This window comes from Pseudomonas sp. PB101, from assembly GCF_009764265.1.
Lineage (GTDB): Bacteria > Pseudomonadota > Gammaproteobacteria > Pseudomonadales > Pseudomonadaceae > Aquipseudomonas.
Map to the genome: position 1 here is coordinate 1 of NZ_RWIR01000060.1, position 21,223 is coordinate 21,223.

General features: G+C 60.7%; 19 protein-coding genes and 2 tRNA genes. 5 read left to right on the forward strand and 16 right to left on the reverse strand.

Annotation, left to right across the window (positions count from 1 at the left end; all coding sequences use genetic code 11):
• Positions 1–58: 58 nt before the first annotated feature.
• The 4 genes from EI969_RS18170 to rimO all read right to left on the reverse strand — a co-directional run bounded on the left by EI969_RS18170 (position 59) and on the right by rimO (position 3,335).
• A complete protein-coding gene (locus EI969_RS18170; RefSeq protein ID WP_046041186.1) occupies positions 59–529 on the reverse strand; it encodes a DUF1456 family protein in 471 nt (156 codons plus the stop codon).
• A 75-nt stretch (positions 530–604) separates the two neighbouring features.
• Complete coding sequence (locus tag EI969_RS18175) at positions 605–1,315, reverse strand: rRNA pseudouridine synthase (RefSeq protein ID WP_160389015.1); 711 nt, start codon at positions 1,313–1,315, stop codon at positions 605–607.
• A gap of 97 nt (positions 1,316–1,412) precedes the next feature.
• Positions 1,413–1,886 (reverse strand): GNAT family N-acetyltransferase, encoded by a 474-nt coding sequence (locus tag EI969_RS18180; protein ID WP_160389016.1) that lies wholly within the window; start codon positions 1,884–1,886, stop codon positions 1,413–1,415.
• A gap of 111 nt (positions 1,887–1,997) precedes the next feature.
• Positions 1,998–3,335, reverse strand: a complete 1,338-nt coding sequence (rimO, locus tag EI969_RS18185; RefSeq protein WP_160389017.1) for a 30S ribosomal protein S12 methylthiotransferase RimO — start codon at positions 3,333–3,335, stop codon at positions 1,998–2,000.
• Positions 3,336–3,624: 289 nt separating this feature from the next.
• On the opposite strand from rimO, the gene EI969_RS18190 reads away from it, so the two are divergent.
• On the forward strand, positions 3,625–5,526 hold the full coding sequence (locus EI969_RS18190; RefSeq protein WP_160389018.1) for a potassium transporter Kup: 1,902 nt from the start codon (positions 3,625–3,627) through the stop codon (positions 5,524–5,526).
• Between the two features lie 169 nt (positions 5,527–5,695).
• Here EI969_RS18190 and EI969_RS18195 read toward each other — a convergent pair whose 3' ends face one another.
• The 5 genes from EI969_RS18195 to EI969_RS18215 all read right to left on the reverse strand — a co-directional run bounded on the left by EI969_RS18195 (position 5,696) and on the right by EI969_RS18215 (position 10,289).
• Positions 5,696–6,991, reverse strand: a complete 1,296-nt coding sequence (locus EI969_RS18195; protein ID WP_160389019.1) for a virulence factor family protein — start codon at positions 6,989–6,991, stop codon at positions 5,696–5,698.
• Positions 6,991–9,633: a bifunctional lysylphosphatidylglycerol flippase/synthetase MprF gene (mprF, locus tag EI969_RS18200; protein ID WP_160389020.1), complete on the reverse strand. Its 2,643-nt coding sequence runs from the start codon at positions 9,631–9,633 to the stop codon at positions 6,991–6,993. The genes EI969_RS18195 and mprF overlap by 1 nt, the downstream gene beginning before the upstream one ends.
• Entirely contained in the window at positions 9,614–9,868 is a 255-nt protein-coding gene (locus EI969_RS18205; protein WP_160389021.1) for a hypothetical protein, read from the reverse strand. The genes mprF and EI969_RS18205 overlap by 20 nt, the downstream gene beginning before the upstream one ends.
• Before the next feature lie 36 nt (positions 9,869–9,904).
• Positions 9,905–9,981: transfer RNA gene (locus EI969_RS18210), tRNA-Met, on the reverse strand.
• 231 nt (positions 9,982–10,212) lie between these two features.
• Positions 10,213–10,289: transfer RNA gene (locus EI969_RS18215), tRNA-Met, on the reverse strand.
• Positions 10,290–10,589: 300 nt separating this feature from the next.
• Here EI969_RS18215 and dinB point away from each other — a divergent pair.
• The gene (gene dinB, locus EI969_RS18220; protein WP_160389022.1) at positions 10,590–11,651 is read left to right on the forward strand and encodes a DNA polymerase IV; all 1,062 of its coding nucleotides are present in this window, start codon (positions 10,590–10,592) and stop codon (positions 11,649–11,651) included.
• 39 nt (positions 11,652–11,690) lie between these two features.
• Here the strand turns inward: dinB and EI969_RS18225 are convergent, their stop codons facing one another.
• The 4 genes from EI969_RS18225 to EI969_RS18240 all read right to left on the reverse strand — a co-directional run bounded on the left by EI969_RS18225 (position 11,691) and on the right by EI969_RS18240 (position 16,478).
• The gene (locus tag EI969_RS18225; RefSeq protein ID WP_160389023.1) at positions 11,691–12,644 is read right to left on the reverse strand and encodes a hypothetical protein; all 954 of its coding nucleotides are present in this window, start codon (positions 12,642–12,644) and stop codon (positions 11,691–11,693) included.
• A gap of 17 nt (positions 12,645–12,661) precedes the next feature.
• The gene (locus EI969_RS18230; RefSeq protein ID WP_160389024.1) at positions 12,662–14,377 is read right to left on the reverse strand and encodes a proline--tRNA ligase; all 1,716 of its coding nucleotides are present in this window, start codon (positions 14,375–14,377) and stop codon (positions 12,662–12,664) included.
• Positions 14,378–14,520: 143 nt separating this feature from the next.
• Positions 14,521–16,080, reverse strand: a complete 1,560-nt coding sequence (locus EI969_RS18235; RefSeq protein ID WP_160389025.1) for an AmpG family muropeptide MFS transporter — start codon at positions 16,078–16,080, stop codon at positions 14,521–14,523.
• A 44-nt stretch (positions 16,081–16,124) separates the two neighbouring features.
• Positions 16,125–16,478 (reverse strand): MGMT family protein, encoded by a 354-nt coding sequence (locus tag EI969_RS18240; protein ID WP_160389026.1) that lies wholly within the window; start codon positions 16,476–16,478, stop codon positions 16,125–16,127.
• Between the two features lie 163 nt (positions 16,479–16,641).
• Between EI969_RS18240 and EI969_RS18245 the strand changes: the two genes are divergently transcribed.
• Entirely contained in the window at positions 16,642–17,649 is a 1,008-nt protein-coding gene (locus tag EI969_RS18245; protein ID WP_160389027.1) for a DUF481 domain-containing protein, read from the forward strand.
• A gap of 148 nt (positions 17,650–17,797) precedes the next feature.
• On the opposite strand, the gene EI969_RS18250 is transcribed toward EI969_RS18245, so the two are convergent.
• Positions 17,798–18,007: a cold-shock protein gene (locus tag EI969_RS18250; RefSeq protein ID WP_002554837.1), complete on the reverse strand. Its 210-nt coding sequence runs from the start codon at positions 18,005–18,007 to the stop codon at positions 17,798–17,800.
• A 354-nt stretch (positions 18,008–18,361) separates the two neighbouring features.
• On the opposite strand from EI969_RS18250, the gene dcd reads away from it, so the two are divergent.
• Positions 18,362–18,928 (forward strand): dCTP deaminase, encoded by a 567-nt coding sequence (dcd, locus tag EI969_RS18255; protein ID WP_110658603.1) that lies wholly within the window; start codon positions 18,362–18,364, stop codon positions 18,926–18,928.
• 107 nt (positions 18,929–19,035) lie between these two features.
• A complete protein-coding gene (locus EI969_RS18260) occupies positions 19,036–19,245 on the forward strand; it encodes a hypothetical protein (RefSeq protein ID WP_150718635.1) in 210 nt (69 codons plus the stop codon).
• A 67-nt stretch (positions 19,246–19,312) separates the two neighbouring features.
• On the opposite strand, the gene EI969_RS18265 is transcribed toward EI969_RS18260, so the two are convergent.
• Both EI969_RS18265 and EI969_RS18270 read right to left on the reverse strand, forming a co-directional pair.
• Positions 19,313–20,077 carry an ABC transporter ATP-binding protein gene (locus tag EI969_RS18265; RefSeq protein ID WP_160389028.1) on the reverse strand — a complete coding sequence of 255 codons (765 nt, stop codon included), beginning with the start codon at positions 20,075–20,077 and terminating at the stop codon, positions 19,313–19,315.
• A 13-nt stretch (positions 20,078–20,090) separates the two neighbouring features.
• A complete protein-coding gene (locus tag EI969_RS18270) occupies positions 20,091–21,209 on the reverse strand; it encodes a succinylglutamate desuccinylase/aspartoacylase family protein (RefSeq protein ID WP_160389029.1) in 1,119 nt (372 codons plus the stop codon).
• Positions 21,210–21,223: the final 14 nt, after the last annotated feature.

Genomic DNA, 21,223 nt, shown 5'->3' on the forward strand with positions numbered 1-21,223 from the left:
GCGATGGCGTTTTGAGGATCGCCATCGCCAGCAAGCCGGCTCCTACAAGGATGGGTGTTTATTGCGGGCGAACGCGCAGGGTCAGGCCCTTGAGGAAGTTGCGCAGCAACTGGTCGCCGCACGGGCGGTAGTTGGTGTGGCCGAACTTGCGGAACAGCGCGCTCAGCTCAGGCTTGGACACCGGGAACTCGGCGGCCTTGAGGATGGCGTGCATGTCGTCTTCCTTCAGCTCGAACGCCACCCGCAGCTTTTTCAGGATGATGTTGTTGGTCACCGGCACTTCGATCGGCTGCGGCGGACGGCTTTCGTCCTTGCCGCGCTTGAAGATCACCAGGCCGTCGAGGAAGTGCGCCATGACTTCGTCCGGGCAGCGTACGAAACCTTCCTCGTCTTCCTCTTTTTTGTCGAGGTAGGTCAGCAGGTCCGGCAGGGTCACGTCCAGGCCGCCGAGCTTGATGATCTCGATGACTTTCTTGTCGCTGATGTCGAGCATGTAGCGCACGCTGCGCAGTACGTCGTTATGAATCATGTGTGCAGTCCTGATAATCAGCTGTGGGCGTCGCGGCCAGGCGCGGCGCCGAAATGTGTGGCGGCGAGAAAAGCCTTAGAACTTCTCTTTGCCGGACAAGTAGCGCCATTGCCCCACGGGCACCTTGCCGATGGACACGCCGCCGATGCGGATGCGGCGGATGGCGACGACCTTCAGGCCGACGGCCTGGCACAGCAGGGCGATGATGCCCGGTTGCGGATTCTTCATGGCAAAGCGCAGGCGGTTTTCGTTCTGCCAACTGGCCTTGACCGCCGGTAGCTCCTTGCCCTTGTAGGTCAGGCCGTGGTTCAGGCGGTTCAGGCCGTGAGCCGCCATCTCGCCTTCAACCTCGACCACATACTCTTGCTCGATCTTGTTGGAGTCGGCGGTGAGTTTGCGCAGGATTTTCCAGTCCTGGGTGAACACCAGCAGACCGCTGGCGTTGGCTTGCAGGTCGGTGCTGGCGGTCAGGCGCAGGAAATGCCCGCGCAACGGACGCTTGCCGTAGCGGTGCTCTTCGCTCAGGGTTTCGGCCCCGAGGGTGGCCATGGCGGTGTCTGCGTCCATGCCGGCCGGCACATTGAGCAGCAGGGTCACCGGTTCCGGCGCGGTGGCCTTGGCTTCTGGATCAAGTTCGACTTTCTGGGTATCGACCTTGAATTGCGGCTCGTCGATGACTTCGCCGTCGACGGTGACCCAGCCGCCCTCGATGAACAGCTCAGCCTCCCGACGGGAACAGCCGACGAGTTCGATGAGGCGTTTGGAGAGACGAATCGGGTCAGTCATGTCAGGGCCGTAACAAAAAAGGGGTGGGCATTGTACCTGCCTGGCGCCGGTTAATCCCGGTTCCATTTCAATGCATGTTTTTTGGTCTTATGGTGTATCAGCCATTGCGGGTGAGTTTTTCAGCCTGACGCACACGCATGTGCAGCAACGGATACGGCTGCCCCATGCCATCGACCTCCGAGCGACCGATGACCTCGAAACCCTGCTTGAAGTAGAAGCCGAGGGCCTGCGGGTTCTGTTCGTTGACGTCCAGTTCGTAGGCATTCAGGTGTTCCAGGGCATAACGCAACAATTTCTTGCCCAGACCCTGGCCGCGATGGTCGGGGTCGATGAAGAGCATTTCGATCTTGCCGGCCGCGACGCCGGCGAACCCGGTGATGCGTTGGCTCGAATCCTTGGTGCAGATCAGCATCACCGCGTCGAGGTAGCGGGTCAGCACCAGGTTTTTCAGCAGTTCGATGTAGCTGTCGGGCAGAAAGTCGTGGGTCGCGCGTACCGAGGCCTCCCAGACCCGGGTCAATTCTTCGTAGTCGCCGAGTTTCGGCGTGTGGATGACCGAATGCTGACGCATGCCCGTCTGCCTCTCATGCAGTGGTTGATAGGAATCCTTTCAACCTCAAACGATAGCCGTAAAAAAGCCCCGCATCTCGCAAGAGGGCGGGGCTTTGCGTATTTTTTGCGTTTAGATCTGTTCAGCCCACAGGTCGTATTCGTCGGCGTCGGTCACTTTGCACCAGACCTTGTCGCCCGGCTTCAGGTTGCTGCCGTTGTCGATGAATACGTTGCCGTCGATTTCCGGGGCGTCGAAGAAGCAGCGGCCCACCGCGCCTTGCTCGTCGACTTCATCGACCAGCACTTCGATTTCACGGCCGATGCGCATCTGCAGGCGCGCCGAGCTGATGGCCTGCTGGTGCGCCATGAATCGATCCCAGCGGTCCTGCTTGACGTCGTCCGGGACGACTTCGAGGTCCAGGTCATTGGCCGGTGCGCCTTCTACCGGCGAGTACTGGAAGCAGCCGACGCGGTCGAGCTGGGCTTCGGTCAGCCAGTTCAGCAGGTACTGGAAGTCTTCTTCGGTTTCACCCGGGAAGCCGACGATGAAGGTCGAGCGGATGATCAGGTCCGGGCAGATTTCGCGCCAGTTCTTGATGCGGGCCAGGGTCTTGTCTTCGAAGGCCGGGCGCTTCATCGACTTCAGCACTTTCGGGCTGGCGTGCTGGAACGGAATGTCCAGGTACGGCAGGATCTTGCCGGCGGCCATCAGCGGGATCAGCTCGTCAACGTGCGGGTACGGGTAGACGTAGTGCAGGCGAACCCAGACGCCGAGGGTGCTCAGGGCTTCGCAGAGTTCGGTCATGCGGGTTTTCACCGGCGCGCCGTTCCAGAAACCGGTGCGGTATTTCACGTCGACGCCGTAGGCGCTGGTGTCCTGGGAGATCACCAACAGCTCTTTGACGCCGGACTTGACCAGACGCTGGGCTTCGTCGAGCACGTCGCCCACCGGGCGGCTGACCAGCTTGCCGCGCATCGACGGGATGATGCAGAAGCTGCAGCTATGGTTGCAGCCTTCGGAAATTTTCAGGTAGGCGTAGTGGCGCGGAGTCAGCTTGATGCCTTGTGGCGGCACCAGGTCGATCAGCGGGTTGTGGTCCTGGCGTGGCGGCACGACTTCGTGCACGGCGTTGACCACTTGCTCGTACTGCTGCGGACCGGTCACGGCCAGCACGCTCGGATGCACGTTGCGAATGTTGCCTTCTTCGACGCCCATGCAGCCGGTCACGATGACCTTGCCGTTTTCCTTGATGGCTTCGCCGATCACTTCCAGGGACTCGGCCTTGGCCGAATCGATGAAGCCACAGGTATTGACCACCACGACGTCGGCGTCCTGGTAGGTGGACACGACGTCATAGCCTTCCATGCGCAGCTGGGTAAGGATGCGCTCGGAGTCGACCAGTGCTTTGGGGCAGCCCAGGGATACGAAGCCAACCTTTGGATTGGCCGACGCAGGAGTGGTGGACATGTCTAACCTCGGTATTTGTGACGCCTCGTGCCGAGTACGGCAAGACGACGGACGGGCGCTTATGGCGCCTCTGATCAAAAAGTGCGCAATTCTAGCGATGGTAAGCCCACTTGACCAGCTTTATGCAGGGAAATACGACGAGTGCTGCGCTATGCTTCGCGCCGTTACGCTTTACTGGTTTTTTACAGTCAACAAAACGTCTGTAACGAGAAGTAAAACAGCGCATGCTGCACGTCAAAGCATAGTGCTTCTTTCAAAGAGGCCCGAGTCTGGGTAGTAGGAGTGGTGGATGGGTCAGGCAAGTAGTCAGACTGCGGGCGCCGAGCATTCGGCGGTGAAGCCGATCGGCATGCTGGTCGCGGCAGTCGGGGTGGTTTATGGCGATATCGGCACCAGTCCGTTGTACACCCTCAAGGAAGTGTTTTCCGGAGGCTACGGCGTGCCGGTCACTCATGACGGGGTGCTGGGGATTCTGGCACTCATTTTCTGGTCGCTGATCTGGGTCGTGTCGATCAAGTACATGATGTTTGTACTGCGCGCCGACAACCAGGGCGAAGGCGGGATCATGGCCCTGACCGCGCTGGCCCGGCGGGCGGCGGCGGGGCATGCGAAGCTGCGCGGCTTCCTGGTGGTCTGCGGGCTGATCGGTGCGGCGCTGTTCTATGGCGACAGCATGATCACCCCGGCGATCTCCGTGCTGTCGGCGATTGAAGGCCTGGGGTTGGCGTTCGACGGGATCGACCATTGGGTGGTGCCTATCTCACTGGTGGTGCTGGTGGCGCTGTTCCTGATCCAGAGCCATGGTACGGCGCGCATCGGTATCCTGTTCGGGCCGATCATGGTGACCTGGTTCCTCGTGCTGGCTGCGCTGGGTGTCTATGGCATCAGCCAGCATCCGGAAGTCCTGCAAGCGATGAATCCGGTGTGGGGCGTACGCTTCTTCATCGTGCACCCGGGCATGGGCGTGGCGATTCTCGGCGCCGTGGTGCTCGCACTGACCGGTGCCGAAGCGCTGTACGCGGACATGGGCCACTTCGGCCGCAAGCCGATCGCTCGTGCCTGGTTCATTCTCGTGCTGCCGGCGCTGGTGCTGAACTATTTTGGTCAAGGCGCCTTGCTGCTGGGCGACCCGGAAGCTGCCCGCAACCCTTTCTACCTGTTGGCGCCGAGCTGGGCATTGATCCCGCTGGTCGGCCTGTCGACCATGGCCACGGTGATTGCCTCGCAAGCAGTGATTTCCGGTGCGTTCTCCCTGACCCGTCAGGCGATCCAGCTCGGTTACATCCCGCGCATGCACATCCAGCACACCTCCAGCGCTGAACAGGGCCAGATCTACATCGGCGCGGTGAACTGGGCGCTGATGGTCGGCGTAGTGCTGTTGGTGCTGGGCTTCGAATCTTCCGGCGCCCTGGCCTCGGCCTACGGTGTGGCGGTGACGGGGACCATGCTGATGACCAGCATTCTGGTGTCCGCGGTGATCCTGTTGCTGTGGAAGTGGCCACCGGTGCTTGTGGTGCCGGTCCTGCTGGGTTTCCTGCTGGTAGACGGTGTGTACTTCGCCGCCAACGTGCCGAAAATCGTTCAGGGCGGCGCATTCCCGGTGATCGCCGGTTTCGCGTTGTTCGTGCTGATGACCACCTGGAAGCGCGGCAAACAGTTGCTGGTCGATCGTATCGATGAGGGTGGATTGCCGCTGCCGATCTTCATCAGCAGCATCGCGGTACAGCCACCGCATCGTGTTCAGGGCACCGCCGTGTTCCTGACCGCGCGGCCGGATGCCGTGCCCCACGCGCTGTTGCACAACCTGTTGCATAACCAGGTACTGCACGAGCAAGTGGTGCTGCTGACGGTGGTGTACGAAGACATCCCGCGGGTGCCGCCAGCACGGCGGTTCGAGGTCGATGCCTATGGCGAAGGCTTCTTCCGGGTGATCCTGCATTTCGGCTTCACCGACGAGCCGGACGTACCGAAGGCGTTGAAGCTGTGTCATCTCGATGAGTTGGACTTCAGCCCGATGCGCACCACGTATTTCCTCAGCCGGGAGACGGTCATTGCCTCCAAGCTTGAAGGCATGTCCCGCTGGCGTGAGGCGCTGTTTGCGTTCATGTTGCAGAACGCCAACGGCAATTTGCGCTTCTTCAATCTGCCGCTGAACCGGGTGATTGAGCTGGGGACGCAGGTGGAGATGTAGGAGCGAGCTTGCTCGCGATGAACCTGAGATCACCACTGGGTGTCAGGTGTTCAGCGTTATCGTTGAAGTCCATCGCGAGCAGGCTCGCTCCTACAGGGATTTGTGGCGTTGAATGAAAAAGCCCCCGCTATCGTGAGATGGCGGGGGCTTTTCTTCAGCGAGGCTCAGCTCACTCTTGAGCTTCTGCTTCTTTGGCTTGCCGCTTCTCGATCACATCCACCAGACGCTTGGCCAGCGCCGGGTAGTTCTCGTCGAAGTGGTGGCCGCCAGGCAGCTTGATGGCTTCGCCCACCGCTGTCTTGTCGGTGCAGCCGCTTTCGTCGGTTTCTTCTTCGCCGTAGATGCACACCACTTTGGCGGCTGGCAGCTTGGCCATTTCCGGGCCGGTGGCGGCTTCCTTGCCGGCGTTGCCGAGCCAGCCTTCGACTTCGATCTCGAAGCTGCCGGTACGGGCGAAGGCCAGCAGGATGATCGCGTCGACGCGATTCTGTTCCGATTCGGCCAGACGGTTGTAGATCGCCGGCAGGACATCGGCGCCGAACGAGTAGCCGGTCAGGATGAAGCGCTTGGTGCCCCATTTCTGCCGGTAGTGTTGCATCAGTTCAGCCAGGTCCAGTGCGCTTTGCTCCGGGCTCTTGTGCTGCCAGTAGTAGCGCAGGGTGTCGATGCCGACCACCGGGTAGCCGATCTTGGCCATCTCGCCCGCCACGTCGCGGTCGAGGTCGCGCCAGCCGCCGTCACCGGACAGGAACAGGGTCACGGTGTCCCTGGCCTGGCCTGCCGGCACTTCGACCACCGGGATCTGCAGCCCGCCAGCGGACTTGTCGCCGCCGACGAGGATCTTGCGCAGTTCGTTGTTCAGCACCTGCGGGAGGTTGATGTCGTAGTCGCTGATGCTGGTTTCGGCGTTCGGTTGATCACGCACGAAGCCGGCACTGGTGTCGTCCGGGTTGTCGTTCCACGCGACCAGCCAATGACCGTGGGCGGCGCTTTTGGGCAGCAGGTGAGTGCAGCCGCCCTTTTCCAGGGCCAGGTCGACCGAGACGGCCTGGGCCTTGTCATTCTTCTGCTCGGACAGCCAGCGCCAGGCCAGCACGGCGCCCGGGCCGATGCCGCTGACCAGGGTGGCCGGGCCTTTGAGTTCCCGCAGGCCCGCTTGCAGGGCACGGCTTTGCAGCAGGCAGTCCTTGGGCAGGATCACCTGGACAATCTGTGCCGAGCCGCTGCGGCTCAGGGTCAGCAATTGCTTGTCGCTGAGTTTCTGGTCTTCGTTGACCGCCACCAGCACCTGGGCTTGTGGCGTGGTGCCGGGGATGACGCGGGTCATCGGCGCACCGTCGGCCGGGGTCAGCAATTGGAGGGTCGGTTCCGGTGCCGGGCGTTTCAGGTACCAGAATCCGCCACCAAGAATCAGGGCCACTACCACCAGTGTGCCCAATACATACCGCAAGGAGCGTTGAATCATCAGCGTTTCACCAATCCGGTCAAGCCGCCCGCGATCAGGGCGGCAGTGTCGGCCAGCGCAACCAGCGGATCGAGTCCGGCGGGCACGGCCATATAACGGGGTTCCCAATCAGGCTGGAACTTGTCTTTGAAGCGGCGCAAGCCTTGGAAGTTGTACAGCTGCTCACCACGGCGGAATACCATCGAGCCCAGGCGCTGGGTCAGTGGTGCGCCGCGACGGGGTTGCAACCCCGACAACGGCACCATGCCCAGGCTGAAACGCGCGTATCCATGATTTTTATAATGTTGAATCAGGCCGACCATCATGAATTCCATGGTCAGCTTCGGGGCGTCCGGGTGCGCGCGCATCAGGTCGAGGCTGGCCAGGTCGTGGCCGTAGGTCTCGAGCAGGTTGGCGAACGCCACCGGGCGTCCTTCGAAACGAATCACCGCGATGCGGAAATGCTTGAGGTAGTCATCGCTGAAGCGGCCCAGCGAAAAACCTTTCTCGCGCACGTTCTTGCCGCTCAGCCAGGCATCGGAAATCACCTTGAGCTCCTCCATCGGCGCCTGGCCCGGCTCATGGATTTCCAGCGACAGGCCGTCACGGGTGCCACGGTTCCAGGTGTAGCGCAGGTCCTTCATCTCCTTGCCCTTGGCTTCGAGATCAAAACGCTTGAGGTCGACCCGGGCTTCTTCACCGAGCTTGATCGCGGTCAGGCCGATGTCCATGTAGTACGGCAGGTTCTCGGCGCGCACTTGATAGAACACGGGACGGGCGTGGTGGATGTCGCACAGGTCGCGGAACTGCCAGATCATTTCCGCCCGTTGCTGGCCCGGGCCGATCGGGTCATACAGCGCCACCAGGCTGCGGCCGCGACGGGCGTACATCAGGAAGGCTTCGTCATTGGGGTGAAACAGCAGGGCCTTGTCACCGGTCAGGGCAAGGCCGCCATCCGGTTGGGCCGATGCCATCAGGATCTTGCTGGCGCGTTCCAGTTCCTCGGGTGTCGGCAGATGAATGACCGGGCGCGCGGTACGCAGCAGCCAGGTCAGGGACACCACCACCAACAGCACAGCGGCGCCGAGCAGCGAACGCAGGCCGCGAGGGGCATCGGCGTCGAGGGTGAACTGCCACCAGAGTTGGTGGCTGTACGGAACGTCCTGGTAGGCAAATAGCAGGAGCCACATCGATGCACCGAGTACGCACAGGCTGGCCACCAGATACAGCGGCGAGAACGGCAGTTCGGTCAGGCGGCTGGGGCGATAGAACGAGCGGCGGAAGACCCCGAGCAGGCTCGCCGTCAGTACCATCAGGCTGGCTTCTTCCCAGTCGAAGCCTTTGAGCAGCGAAAGCAGGGCGCCGACCAGCAACAGTATGGTGGTCAGCATCCACGCGGCCGACAGCCGGCGGCGCAGTCCTTGGGCCAGCAACAGGCAAAGCACGCCGACCAGGCTGGCGCCAAAGTGCGATGCATCGACCAGGCGATGGGGGATCAGAAAACCGATGTGTTCCAGGCGGGTATCGATCTCCGGGGTGGCGCCGGAGAACAGCAGGACAACACCGGACAGGAATACCAGCACCGCCAGTATCGGCGCCGCCAGGCCTGAGGCTGCGCGCAAGGTCTGGCGTGTCTGGAACAGACGCTGGCCTTCGTTGATCAGCAACAGCAGGCAGGCGACCAGCAAGGGCAGGACCACATAGATCAAGCGATAGAGCAGCAGGGCGGCCGCCAGTGGCGCGGCACCGAGGGTGTCGGAAAAGGCCGCCAGCAAGATCGCTTCGAAGACCCCGACACCGCCCGGCACATGGCTGAGCACGCCGGCGGCGAGGGCCAGCAGGTAAACCAGAAGGAACACACCGAAGGGCGGCGTTTCCGGCAGCAGCAGATAGAGCACGGTCGCGGCGGCCGCCACGTCGAGGGCAGTGATGAGCAATTGCAGGAACGTCAGGCGACGCCCGGGCAGGCGCAAGGTGCGGCGACCGATCCTGACCAGCAGGTTGTCCGGGTAAGGCTGATCCGGCAGGCGACGACGATAGATACCGATCGCCAGCACCGAAAACAGCACGAGCACTACGCTTGCCACCATGCCCAGCAACGTCTCGGAGAGCCCCAGGGCGGTGGACGCGGCAGGCAGGTCGCTGAGCGTCGCCAGGGCGGCCAGCGGTGGCAGTGCGCAACCCAGCGAGAGGCTGGCGAACAGCGTCATCTGGGCGACTTCAGCCGCCCCCAGGCCGTGACGGGCGTAGAGGCGATAGCGCACCGAGCCGCCCGACAGCATTGAAAGGCCGATGGCGTTGCCGATGGCAAAGGCTGTGAACCCGCCCAGTGCCAGGGTGCGCGGCGCCAGGCTCACCCCGGCATAGCGGCTGGCCGACCATTCGTAGCCGAGCAGAATGATGAAGCCCACCACGGTTGCGCCGAGCGCGCCCATCAAGGCAGGTTTGGGAACTTCGAGGATCGAGTCGTGCAGCGCGTAAAGGTCGAGCTCGCTCAGCAGGTGGCGACAGGCAATCAGCGCGATCGCGAACAACAGCAGGGTAATCGCCAGGCCGATGGGTTGGCGGTATTTGCTCAACCGATCAAGCAGGCGCAGACGCTCAGCCTTGATCGGTTGTGTCGCTGTGACAGTGTCTTGTGAATCAGACGAGTTGGCGCGCATCAATCACCTCTTGGATTGTGCGCGACAGGATGGGGGTATCCAGCCAAGTTACCAATCCCTGTAGAAAAAAATAATCACAAATATTAACGCCTGTCAGCGGAGACGGCGCGACATCGGTCGTGAAGGCTTCAGCCTGCGATAGAGCATAGTCTGAACCCGGCGCATGGGTGGCCCCAAACGGCTTGCTACACAGTGACAGATCATTGTTGCGAAAGGACTTTTTCAACAGATACAAAAAAGGCCACTCTTTCGAGCAGCCTTTTTTGATGTTTGGTTGCGGGAGCCGGATTTGAACCGACGACCTTCGGGTTATGAGCCCGACGAGCTACCAGACTGCTCCATCCCGCGTCTGTGTGGCGGCATTCTATAGAGAATCGCCGGGGTGTCAACCGTTAATCCCGAACCAGGTCAAATAAACGTTGAATCGCGTCAAACGGTCGCAGGCTTGCCCTAAGTTTCGGAATCAGAACGATTTTTGCTTACGGCTCGAGTCCATAGGGAAGTGGGTTCAGGTGCCCGGCGCTACAAAACAAGCACGCACAAAAAAGGCCACTCTTTCGAGTAGCCTTTTTTGATGTTTGGTTGCGGGAGCCGGATTTGAACCGACGACCTTCGGGTTATGAGCCCGACGAGCTACCAGACTGCTCCATCCCGCGTCTGTGTGGCTCATTCTATAGAGATGCGCCGGGGTGTCAACCTTCAATTCAGATAAAACCTGTTCTGCTTCAATCGGTTAGCTTGTCGAAGGGGAGGGTTTTCGGTCTGTGAGGCAGGCGGGGCAAGGCCTGTGGCTCTATTGGGAATGATTTTCCGATTGAAAAAATAAATTCATCAGCGACATTTCCCACGCGTCGAAAAGAACATTCAGACTACTGGTGCTATATACAGGTGTCGGTGAGATACTGCATATCCGTCAAACAAAGACGCCATTTCCTTGCCATGAACATTGCTTTGCCATGACTCAGCGAAAGATCATCCACGTCGATTGCGACTGTTTCTACGCCGCCATTGAGATGCGCGACGACCCGCGTCTGGCCGGCAAGCCATTGGCGGTGGGCGGGTCGGCGGATCGGCGCGGGGTGATCGCCACCTGTAATTACGAGGCGCGGGCGTACGGCGTGCGTTCGGCAATGTCCTCCGGGCACGCCCTGAAACTGTGCCCGGACCTGACCATCGTGAAGCCACGCATGGATGCCTATAGAGAAGCGTCCAGGGAAATTCACACGATCTTTCGCGACTACACCGAGATCATTGAACCGCTTTCGCTCGATGAGGCCTACCTGGATGTGTCGGACAGCGCGCATTTCGCGGGCAGTGCCACGCGAATCGCCCAGGATATCCGCCGCCGGGTCTCCAACCAGTTGCACATCACCGTGTCGGCGGGTGTGGCGCCGAACAAGTTTCTGGCCAAGATCGCCAGTGACTGGAAAAAGCCCAACGGCCTGTTCGTCATCACTCCGGACCAGGTCGAGGACTTTGTCAGTGGCTTGCCGGTGAACAAGTTGCACGGGGTCGGCAAAGTCACTGCCGACAAGCTCGGCAAGCTGGGTATCACCGATTGCCTGCAATTGCGCGAGTGGGACAAGTTGGCGCTGGTGCGTGAGTTCGGCAGCTTTGGCGAGCGACTCTGGAGCCTGGCCCGCGGGATTGATGAGCGAGTGGTGCACAACGACAGTCGTCGTCAGTCGATCAGCGTTGAAAATACCTACGACGTTGATCTGCCTGATCTGAAGAGTTGCCTGGATAAACTGCCCGAACTGCTGGAGACCCTGGCCGGTCGCATGGCGCGAATCGACAGCAGTTATCGTCCGGGCAAGCCATTCGTCAAAGTGAAGTTCCATGACTTCACTCAGACCACACTGGAGCAAGCCGGGGCAGGGCGGGATCTGGGGAGTTATCAGTTGATGCTGACCCAGGCTTTCAATCGCGGCGGTAAACCGGTGCGGTTGTTGGGGGTCGGGGTTCGGCTGGAAGACTTGCGGGGCGGGTTTGAGCAGATGGAGTTGTTTGAGCGGTAGTGGTCACCCTGATCGCGAGCAGGGTGACAACTAAGCTTTTCAATTCAATCCCGGGTTCGCTACCAGTCGTTCGCCATTCTGGGCCAGCGACTTGAGGAATTCGGTCTGCAATTCGGGATCATTGCGCGTCAGTTCGATCAGGCTCTGTTCCAGCTCGGTGGCTTCTTCTTCGAGACCCAACTCCGACAAGCGTTTGACCCGGTGAACCCATTGGCTGACCTCGTCGCCTTCGAGATCGTCATGAATCAGCCCGTGGGCCTCATAGAGCTTGCTGCGCAAGGTGCTGCTGATGGCCAGGGTCGCGTCGTTGCGGACATTGTCCTGGCCATCTTCGACACGAATCAGCAGCCGGGTCAGATGATTGATGTCATGTTCGGCGAACGGGTTATCCAACAGGTTCAGGCGCAGTACGCCGTTTTTGTCGGTGGTCAGTTCGAAGGTTTCCTTGCCGGCCTTGACCTCGACCGGGCGCTCGCTCCAGGGCAGGCTCGAGTACTCCGTGCGTTTGTCACGCTGGATTTCATCGATGCCGGCCAGGTTCTGCTGAGCGCGGCCATGGGACTGCACGTTCATGAACGGATTGAGCCCGGCGAAACCGTAGCTCAGCCAGTCTTTGGTCACGCTGTCCGGCAGGTTGCCGAGGGCGAACACATTGACCACGTTGGCACCGATACCCGCCACCACGGCCACCGCGCCCAGCGGGATTTCGTAAACCTCCCGCCAGGGTTGGTAGGGCGTATAGCGGTCGTAGTGACGAGTGACTTCGTACTCGGTGACTTCGAAAGTCTTTTGCTCGTGAATTTTCACGCGCCGTTGCGGCAGCTCAAGCACCGTGGGCTCGCCGACATCGATCTGGAGGCTGTGATCGAGCAATTTGCGCTCGACACGTTCCTCGTGCTCGCTGCGTTGTGACATCTGATTGGCACAGCCGCTGACCAGCAGGGTGCCGCACAGGGCGGCAGCACCGAGGCCTAAGGTGTTTCGCTTGAACATGACGTCTCTATCTGGTTTCAGCGGCGGATACGGGCCTGAAGGAACGACAGTACTTCAGCGACCGGCAGCGCTTGCGGCTCGGCCTCGGTACGGCTCTTGTATTCCAGGTTGCCATCGGCGAGGCCGCGGTCGCTGACCACGATCCGGTGTGGAATCCCGATCAGTTCCATGTCCGCGAACTTGATGCCCGGGCTGGTTTTCTTGTCGCGGTCGTCCAGCAGCACTTCGAAGCCGGCAGCGGTGAGTTGCGCGTACAGCTTGTCGGTGGCTTCGCGAACCTGCTCGGTTTCGTAGCGCAGCGGCACCAGGGCAATCTGGAACGGCGCGAGTGTGTCGCTCCAGATGATCCCGTTTTCGTCGTTGTTCTGCTCGATGGCAGCCGCCACCACGCGGGACACGCCGATACCGTAGCAACCCATTTCCAGGGTGATCGGCTTGCCGTTCTCGCCCAGCACTTCGCACTTCATCGCTTTGCTGTATTTGTTGCCCAGCTGGAAGATGTGCCCGACTTCGATGCCGCGCTTGATTTCCAGGGTGCCTTTGCCGTCCGGGCTCGGGTCACCGGCCACGACGTTGCGCAGGTCGGCAACGGTCGGAACAGGCAGATCGCGCTCCCAGTTCACGCCGAAGTAGTGTTTGTCGTCGATGTTGGCACCGATGCCGAAGTCGCTCATCAGTTCGACCGAACGGTCGATGATGATCGGCAGCGGCAGGTTCAACGGGCCAAGGGAACCGGCGCCGGCGCCAATGGCCTCGCGCAGTTCGCTTTCCGAGGCCATGACCAGCGGGCTGGCTACGCCAGGCTGGTTGGCGGCCTTGATTTCGTTCAGCTCATGGTCGCCACGGATGATCAGGGCAATCAGCTTGCCTTTCTCTTCGGCGTGCACCACCAGGGTCTTGATGGTTTTCTCGATCGGCAGGTTGAAGCCTTCGACCAGTTGCGCAATGGTCTTGGCGTTCGGGGTGTCGACCAGACGCAGTTCTTCGGTCGCAGCGGCGCGCGAGGTTTCCCGTGGCACGGCTTCGGCTTTTTCGATGTTCGCGGCGTAGTCGGAGCCGTTGCTGAAGACGATGTCGTCTTCACCGGACTCGGCCAGCACGTGGAACTCGTGGGAGCCGGCACCGCCGATGGAGCCGTTGTCGGCTTCAACAGGGCGGAACTTCAGGCCCAGGCGGGTGAACACGTTGCAGTAGGCCTGGTGCATGCGGTCGTAGGTGACCTGCAGCGAAGGCTGGTCGGCGTGGAACGAGTACGCGTCCTTCATGATGAATTCGCGGCCGCGCATCAAACCGAAGCGTGGGCGGATTTCGTCACGGAATTTGGTCTGGATCTGGTACAGGTTGATCGGCAGCTGCTTGTAGCTGCTCAATTCGTTGCGCATCAGATCGGTGATGACTTCTTCGTGGGTCGGGCCTGCGCAGAAGTCGCGGCCATGGCGATCCTTGAAGCGCAGCAATTCAGGGCCGTACTCTTCCCAACGCCCGGATTCCTGCCACAGCTCGGCCGGTTGGGTGCTCGGCATCAACACTTCGAGAGAGCCGGCGGCGTTCATTTCTTCACGAACGACGGCCTCGACCTTGCGCATTACCCGCAGGCCCATCGGCAGCCAGGTGTACAGGCCGGAGGCGAGTTTGCGGATCATGCCGGCGCGCAGCATCAGCTGGTGGCTGATCACGACCGCGTCGGAAGGCGTTTCTTTTTGTGTGGCGAGCAAAAATTGACTGGTGCGCATGGTTGGCCGTTATCGATTGCTGATGACGAGAAATGACGGAGCATTGTACGGGCGAGATCCGCTGGCGTACAGGCGTGCGGTCGGCGGTGTGGCAGGAGGGCGCGATTCACTCGGCCCTCCGCGAATTTTCCTGGGTAAAGAGCCTACGACTCTTCGACGACCGGGGTCTGCACCGGTTCCGGTGTCGGTGTCGGTCCTGCGCGGCGGTTCTCCTGGAACCAGTGCAGGGCGATCAACAGCAGGGTCGGGACGCCGAGCAGCGCGGTAATCAGGAAGAAGTTGTGATAACCGAACTTCTCCACCATGACCCCGGAGTAGCCGCCGATCAGGCGTGGCAGCAGCAGCATGATCGAGCTGAGCAGGGCGTACTGGGTGGCGGAGAACTTGAGGTTGGTCAGGCTCGACAGGTAGGCGACGAAGGCCGAGGTGGCCAGGCCCGAACTGAAGTTGTCCAGGGAGATGGTCAGCACCAGCATGTTCAGGTTGGGGCCCATGTCGGCGAGCATCAGGAACAGGATGTTGGTGGCCGCGGAGGCGATGCCGCCGATGAACAGGATCGGCAGGATGCCGAAGCGCACGATCAGCAGGCCGCCCATGCCGGCGCCGACCAGGGTCATGATCAGGCCGAAGATTTTGCTGACGCTGGCGATCTGGTCCTTGGTGAAACCCTGGTCGATGTAGAACACGTTGGCCATCACGCCCATGACCGTATCGGACATCCGATAGGTGGCGATCAGGCCGAGCAGCAGCAGCGCTTGCCAGCGGTATCGCAGGATAAAGTCGTTGATCGGCGTCAGTACTGGCGCCAGGCCACGACGGCCCATGGCCGAGAGGCACAGGGCGGTGAGCGTGATGTAGAGGATGGCTCGCAGGAACGCGCGGTCTTGGAGCAGCAGGTCGAGCAGGCTTGCGCCTTCGAACAGAACGCTGGCGAAGTCGGTGTTGTAGAGCTGGGTGAACATGGCCGGCACGGACACCAGCAATATGATCAGCACGAACACCGAGGCCAGTTGGTGCGCGAAGCTGTAGCGCCCGGCCTGCAGTTGCGTGCGCAACGGCACGGGTGGTTCGCGCATGAACAGGGAGGTCAGCAGTGCCGGGATCATCAGCGCGCCGAACAGGATGTAGGTGCCGGCCCAGGCCGAATGCTTGTAGTTGAAACCGGTGGAGCCAAAGCCTTCGGCGAAGTACAGCGCGCCTGCGGTGGCCAGCAGCGCAGCGACCCGGTAACCGGACATGTAGCTGGCGGCGAGGGCGGCCTGACGATTGTCTTCGGCGATCTCCAGGCGGTAGGCGTCGACTGCGATGTCTTGGGTCGCCGAGGCGAATGCGACGACAACGGCGATGGCTATCAGCCAGGACAGATGCTTTTGCGGGTCGCAGAAACCCATCCCGATCAGGCCCAGGATGACCAGGGCCTGGGACAGTACGAGCCAGGATCGTCGTCGACCGAGTTTGCCGAGCAATGGCAGTCGCCATTGGTCGAGCAAGGGCGACCAGACCCATTTGAAGGCATACGCCAGGCCGATCAGGCTTGCATAACCAATGGTTTCGCGAGCCACGCCGGCTTCACGCAGCCAGACTGAAAGCGTCGAAAAGACCAGCATGTAGGGCAGGCCGGCGGCGAAACCAAGCAGCAACAGCACGAGTGTCGAGGGGCTGGCATAAGCGGCGAGCGCGGCGCGCCAGGTTTTACGGGGCATGGGCTGGAGTCTGCCTCAACAAATACGGAAACAAAGCGCGCACTCTAACCGCTGTGCTCTACCGGACGCCAGCCATGGCGCTGAATATCAACACGATTATTCAGGACACTGATGCCTTCCGTGCGTAATCGCGCGCGCTGCTCATCCCCCGAAGGGCTGCCGACCGGCAGGCTGATACGCCCGTTTGCACCCAGCACACGGTGCCACGGCAGCTTGCTGTCGCTCGGCAATTGGCTGAGTGTGCGGCCGACCCAGCGCGCGGCGCGACCCAGTCCTGCCAGCTCGGCCAACTGACCGTAGCTGACGACTTTGCCCTCGGGAACTTGCGCCAGTGTCAGATACAGCGCCGTGCGTCGGATTTGCGCTGCGCTCTCGGGTTCATCGGTTGGATCGGTCACGTGCGTCAGTCCTGAAGAATTCTGCTTTACCGTCTGTAGAGTAATTCCTGTACGGGTAGTTGAGAAATGAACTCAATAGAAATAGTCGGGTCAGTCCTTGTCAGGGCCTTGTTCCTACGGATAATGCCGACTTTTTTCGCAATGCCGAGTTTGTATCTTGCTTATGTTGTCCAGATCCCTGCTGTGCCTCGCCGTCCTCAGTGCCTCCACGCCCTTGCTCGCCGATACCATCTGGTTGAAGAACGGTGACAAGTTGAGCGGCAAGATCATCCTGTTCGATGGCGGCAAGCTATTGCTCAAGACCGAGTACGCCGGTGAGGTTCCGATCGAGTGGAGCAAGGTGAAAACCCTGGAGAGTGATCAGCATCTGCTGGTCAAGCAGGATGCCTATACCGGCGAGGTGGCCAAGTCGCTGCAGGCGGCGGGGGATGGCAAGGTTACCCTGGCCAACGGTGATGCACCCAGGACGGTGGAGTTGGCGAGTATTCAGCAGATGCTCAAGCCCAAGCCGGTCGTCGAGGATCTGGTCTGGAAGGGCAACATCGATGCCGCGCTGGATTACCAGCGCGCCGACAAGGACACCGACGACTACGATATCGACTTCAAGACCTCGGCACGTCATGGTCGCTGGCGACACACCGCCGAAGGCGAGTACAACCGCGAATTCCAGGATGACGTGGTCACGACGGACAACTGGCGGGCCGAGTACTCCCTTGACCGCTTCCTGACGGACAAATGGTTCTGGCAGGGTCGCCTGGTTTACAAGCGTGACAAGGTCGAAGATCTCTCGCGTCAGCGTACGGTCGGTACAGGTCCGGGTTACCAGTTCTGGGATAACGAACTGGGCGCATTTTCCCTGGGTTCGCTGGTCAACCGCACAGACTATGAGTTCGTCGATGGCAGCAAGGAAAATTTCTATTCCGTGGCCATGAAGTGGGATTACAACCGCTATCTGATTGGCAAGAAAGTCGAGTTCTTCACCAACGGCGAGGTGGGCAAACCGCTGACGGACGTCGCTGATTACGCCCTCGATTCCGAGATAGGCCTGCGCTACAAGGTGACTGACTGGGCTTCGCTCAATCTCAAGGCTGAACGCAACATCATCAGCGGTACCGACGACGCGGACCTGGACAAGACGCGCTACACCGCAGGGTTTGGCGTGACCTGGTAAGAAGGACTGATCGATCGCCGCTTTCGGCAGCTCCTGCGAGGTCAACGCAGGGGTTGTTGGAGGCGGCGATTTTTTTGTGGGCAAAAACACCCGCCCACAAAAAAGCCCCGCTGTTGAGGGCGGGGCTTTTTACTAAAGCAAGTACAAGTTAGATAACTTGAACTTCTTCAGCTTGCATGCCTTTCTGACCGCGGGTAGCGATGAAAGAAACCTGTTGGCCTTCTTTCAGGCTTTTGAAGCCGTCGGATTGGATAGCTTTGAAGTGAACGAACAGGTCGTCACCGGATTGTGGAGTGATGAAGCCGAAGCCTTTTTCATCGTTGAACCACTTAACGGTACCGGTTTGGCGATTAGACATGGTGTAACTCCTTGAACAAAGATAACTGCGACTCAGGAAGAACCCTGGCCGAGACTGAGTGCAAAGAGCAGGAAAAATTCTTGTAGATGGTTGGATCGAAATTCAACATATCGTGTAGAGATTCTCAGTGACACAAGCAGCACAGTGGCGCCACCTTAACCCTTTTTCCGGAACGTGCCAATGCTTCTTGCGAAGGTTTCTCTGTTTTAGGGATCGGCGGTGTGACGCTTCGTCGCCGGCGCCGGTAATTCCAGGCTGTTCGGCGAGAATTGCAGCGCGGACTTTGAACCCGGCGGCGCGCCCGGTAAGATGCCGGACAGAATTTTTCGACCTCGCTATTCAGGACACCCCGCCATGAGCATCAAATCGGACAAGTGGATTCGCCGCATGGCGCAGGAACACGGCATGATCGAGCCTTTCGTCGAGCGCCAGGTACGCGGCAGCGACGATAACCGTGTGATCTCCTACGGCGTGTCGAGCTACGGCTACGACGTGCGTTGCACCAATCATTTCAAGGTGTTCACCAACATCAATTCGGCCATCGTCGACCCGAAAAACTTCGATGCCGGCAGCTTCGTCGACATCCACAGCGACGTGTGCATCATCCCGCCGAACTCCTTCGCCCTGGCCAGCACCGTCGAATACTTCCGCATTCCGCGCAATGTATTGACCATTTGCCTGGGTAAAAGCACCTACGCGCGTTGCGGCATCATCGTCAACGTCACGCCGCTCGAGCCTGAGTGGGAAGGTCACGTGACCCTGGAGTTCTCCAACACCACCAATCTGCCGGCGAAAATCTACGCCAACGAAGGTGTGGCGCAGATGCTGTTCCTTGAGTCGGACGAAGAGTGTGAAGTGTCCTACAAGGACCGTGGCGGCAAGTACCAGGGCCAGCGTGGCGTGACCCTGCCGCGCACCTGAGTCAACCGTCCGACAAATTTCGGGAATTCCTGAGCGGGCGTACACTCTATGGAGTGTACTGTTCCGATCCGCGCAAGGCGGGTCGGACCATCGCCCTGGAGTGCCGAATGAAGATCGATCCGCGAATCAGTGCCGAACTGGCAAGGCTTGAACCCAATCAGGTTGGCGTTCTGGCCTGGTCGTTGCTGGCACATCCGCCCGTCAGCATGGCAGGGGGCATCCCCGGCCAGCCTGATCCCGATACCCCGAATGAACAGCCGATGGAACCTGGCGAACCTACATTGCCGGATGAGCCACCGCCTGCGCCTGTGGCCTGAATAGATCAGGCGGTAGAAATCAAATGTGGGAGCGAGCTTGCTCCCACAACAGGTATTGCTGTAGACGTTACTTCAGGTTGCCGCTGAGGAACTGCTTCAACCGCTCGCTCTTCGGGTTGCCCAGCACGTCTTTCGGCGCACCTTCTTCCTCCACCAGGCCCTGGTGCAGAAACAGCACCTGGCTCGACACTTTGCGGGCGAAGCTCATTTCGTGGGTCACCATGATCATGGTCCGGCCTTCTTCGGCCAGGCCCTGGATCACCTTGAGCACCTCACCCACCAGTTCCGGGTCCAGCGCCGAGGTCGGTTCGTCGAACAGCATGACTTCCGGCTCCATCGCCAATGCGCGGGCAATCGCTACCCGTTGTTGCTGACCGCCGGACAGGAAGGCCGGGTATTGGTCCGCCACACGGGAGGCCAGCCCTACCTTGTCGAGGTAGCGCCGGGCGCGGTCCTCGGCTTCTTTCCTGTCGCAGCCCAGCACCCGGCGCGGGGCCATGGTGATGTTTTCCAGCACCGTCATGTGGCTCCACAGGTTGAAGTGCTGGAACACCATGGCCAGGCGGGTGCGAATCCGCTGCAATTCGTCGGCGTCGGCCACGTGCATGCCGTGACGATCCTTGATCATGCGGATGTTCTGCCCATCGAGGCTCATGGCGCCGTCGTTGGGTTGTTCGAGGAAGTTGATGCAGCGCAGAAAGGTACTTTTACCCGAGCCGCTGGCGCCGATCAGACTGATGACGTCGCCGGTCTTGGCCTTGAGTGAAACACCTTTGAGGACTTCATGGTCGCCGTAGCTTTTATGCAGGCCTTCGATGGTCAGTTTGTACATGGGGCGTGCATCCTCAAGGCGAAAGTAGATAGCCGCTGCGATAGGCTTCGGTGCCCGCGACGTGGGCGATCACCATGCCGGCAGTGGCCATGCGGCGCAGCGAGCGGGCGTACATCAACCCGGCGGTGGCGCAATGAACGGGGGTGACCTGATCGTTGATCGGGTCGATGATTTCGGCGACCAGTTGTCCGGCTTCCAGGTATTGGCCTGGCAGTGCGGTGAACACCAGCAACCCGCCGACCGGCGTAGCCACCGGTTCTACGCCGGCAAGCGGCGTCGCCGGCCAGGGAAGGTCAGGCAGTGGCGCGGGTTCGCCGGCGATCGCGCCGAAACGGATCAGGTAGTCGATCAACGCCTGGCAGTCGCGGCTGGCCAGTGGGTGGTTGACGTCGCCCTGGCCGCGCAATTCGACGGTCACCGAAAAACTGCCTGGGGGGATGTCGAAGTGTTCGCCGAAGCGTTCTTTCAACTGCCACCAGAGCAGGGTGAAGCATTCGTCGAACGACTGGCCACCGGAATCGGTAGCCAGCAAGCTGGCTTCGGCGCCGATGTAGCGCGCCAGCGGCTCGACCTGCGGCCAGGCTTCCGGCGTGGTGTACAGGTGCGCGATCGCTTCGAAATCGCAATGCAGGTCGAGCACCATGTCGGCGTCGCAGGCCAGGCGCTGCAGGGTCAGGCGCTGGGATTGCAGTTGGGTGCTGGCGGTCTGCCGGGCGAGCGCATCGCGCAGGCTGCTGCGGATCAATTGCTGATTGTGTTGCGGGTCATCACCGAGCTTGCCTTCGATCGCGTTGCCGACTTCCTCGCTGAGGTCGACGAACCAGCGGTTGAAGTTCTGCCCGCTTTCCAGCTCGTAGCGGCCCAGCGGCACATCCATCAGCACCTGTTCCAGGCCGACCGGGTTGGCGACGGGCACCAGTACGATTTCGCTGCGCAGGCGGCCGGCGGCCTCCAGCTCCGCCAGCCGTTGCTTGAGGTGCCAGGCCACCAGCATGCCGGGCATTTCGTCGGCGTGCAGGGAGGCCTGGATGTAGATCTTGCCATTGGCCGGTTGAGGGCCGAAGTGAAAGCTGTGGATCTGTCGTGCGGTCCCTGGCAGCGGGGCCAGCAGGTCATGTTTCTGGTGGCGCATCTGTTGTTTCCTGA

Bases quoted from the DNA above. Each gene is read 5' to 3' on its own strand.
- EI969_RS18235 (WP_160389025.1), bottom strand. From the start codon at position 16,080: ATGCCCCGTAAAACCTGGCGCGCCGCGCTCGCCGCTTATGCCAGCCCC.
- rimO (WP_160389017.1), bottom strand. From the start codon at position 3,335: ATGTCCACCACTCCTGCGTCGGCCAATCCAAAGGTTGGCTTCGTATCC.
- EI969_RS18170 (WP_046041186.1), bottom strand. From the start codon at position 529: ATGATTCATAACGACGTACTGCGCAGCGTGCGCTACATGCTCGACATC.
- dcd (WP_110658603.1), top strand. From the start codon at position 18,362: ATGAGCATCAAATCGGACAAGTGGATTCGCCGCATGGCGCAGGAACAC.
- EI969_RS18265 (WP_160389028.1), bottom strand. From the start codon at position 20,077: ATGTACAAACTGACCATCGAAGGCCTGCATAAAAGCTACGGCGACCAT.
- dinB (WP_160389022.1), top strand. From the start codon at position 10,590: ATGACTCAGCGAAAGATCATCCACGTCGATTGCGACTGTTTCTACGCC.
- EI969_RS18195 (WP_160389019.1), bottom strand. From the start codon at position 6,991: ATGATTCAACGCTCCTTGCGGTATGTATTGGGCACACTGGTGGTAGTG.
- EI969_RS18250 (WP_002554837.1), bottom strand. From the start codon at position 18,007: ATGTCTAATCGCCAAACCGGTACCGTTAAGTGGTTCAACGATGAAAAA.
- mprF (WP_160389020.1), bottom strand. From the start codon at position 9,633: ATGCGCGCCAACTCGTCTGATTCACAAGACACTGTCACAGCGACACAA.
- EI969_RS18245 (WP_160389027.1), top strand. From the start codon at position 16,642: ATGTTGTCCAGATCCCTGCTGTGCCTCGCCGTCCTCAGTGCCTCCACG.
- EI969_RS18180 (WP_160389016.1), bottom strand. From the start codon at position 1,886: ATGCGTCAGCATTCGGTCATCCACACGCCGAAACTCGGCGACTACGAA.
- EI969_RS18270 (WP_160389029.1), bottom strand. From the start codon at position 21,209: ATGCGCCACCAGAAACATGACCTGCTGGCCCCGCTGCCAGGGACCGCA.
- EI969_RS18230 (WP_160389024.1), bottom strand. From the start codon at position 14,377: ATGCGCACCAGTCAATTTTTGCTCGCCACACAAAAAGAAACGCCTTCC.
- EI969_RS18225 (WP_160389023.1), bottom strand. From the start codon at position 12,644: ATGTTCAAGCGAAACACCTTAGGCCTCGGTGCTGCCGCCCTGTGCGGC.
- EI969_RS18175 (WP_160389015.1), bottom strand. From the start codon at position 1,315: ATGACTGACCCGATTCGTCTCTCCAAACGCCTCATCGAACTCGTCGGC.
- EI969_RS18190 (WP_160389018.1), top strand. From the start codon at position 3,625: ATGGGTCAGGCAAGTAGTCAGACTGCGGGCGCCGAGCATTCGGCGGTG.
- EI969_RS18260 (WP_150718635.1), top strand. From the start codon at position 19,036: ATGAAGATCGATCCGCGAATCAGTGCCGAACTGGCAAGGCTTGAACCC.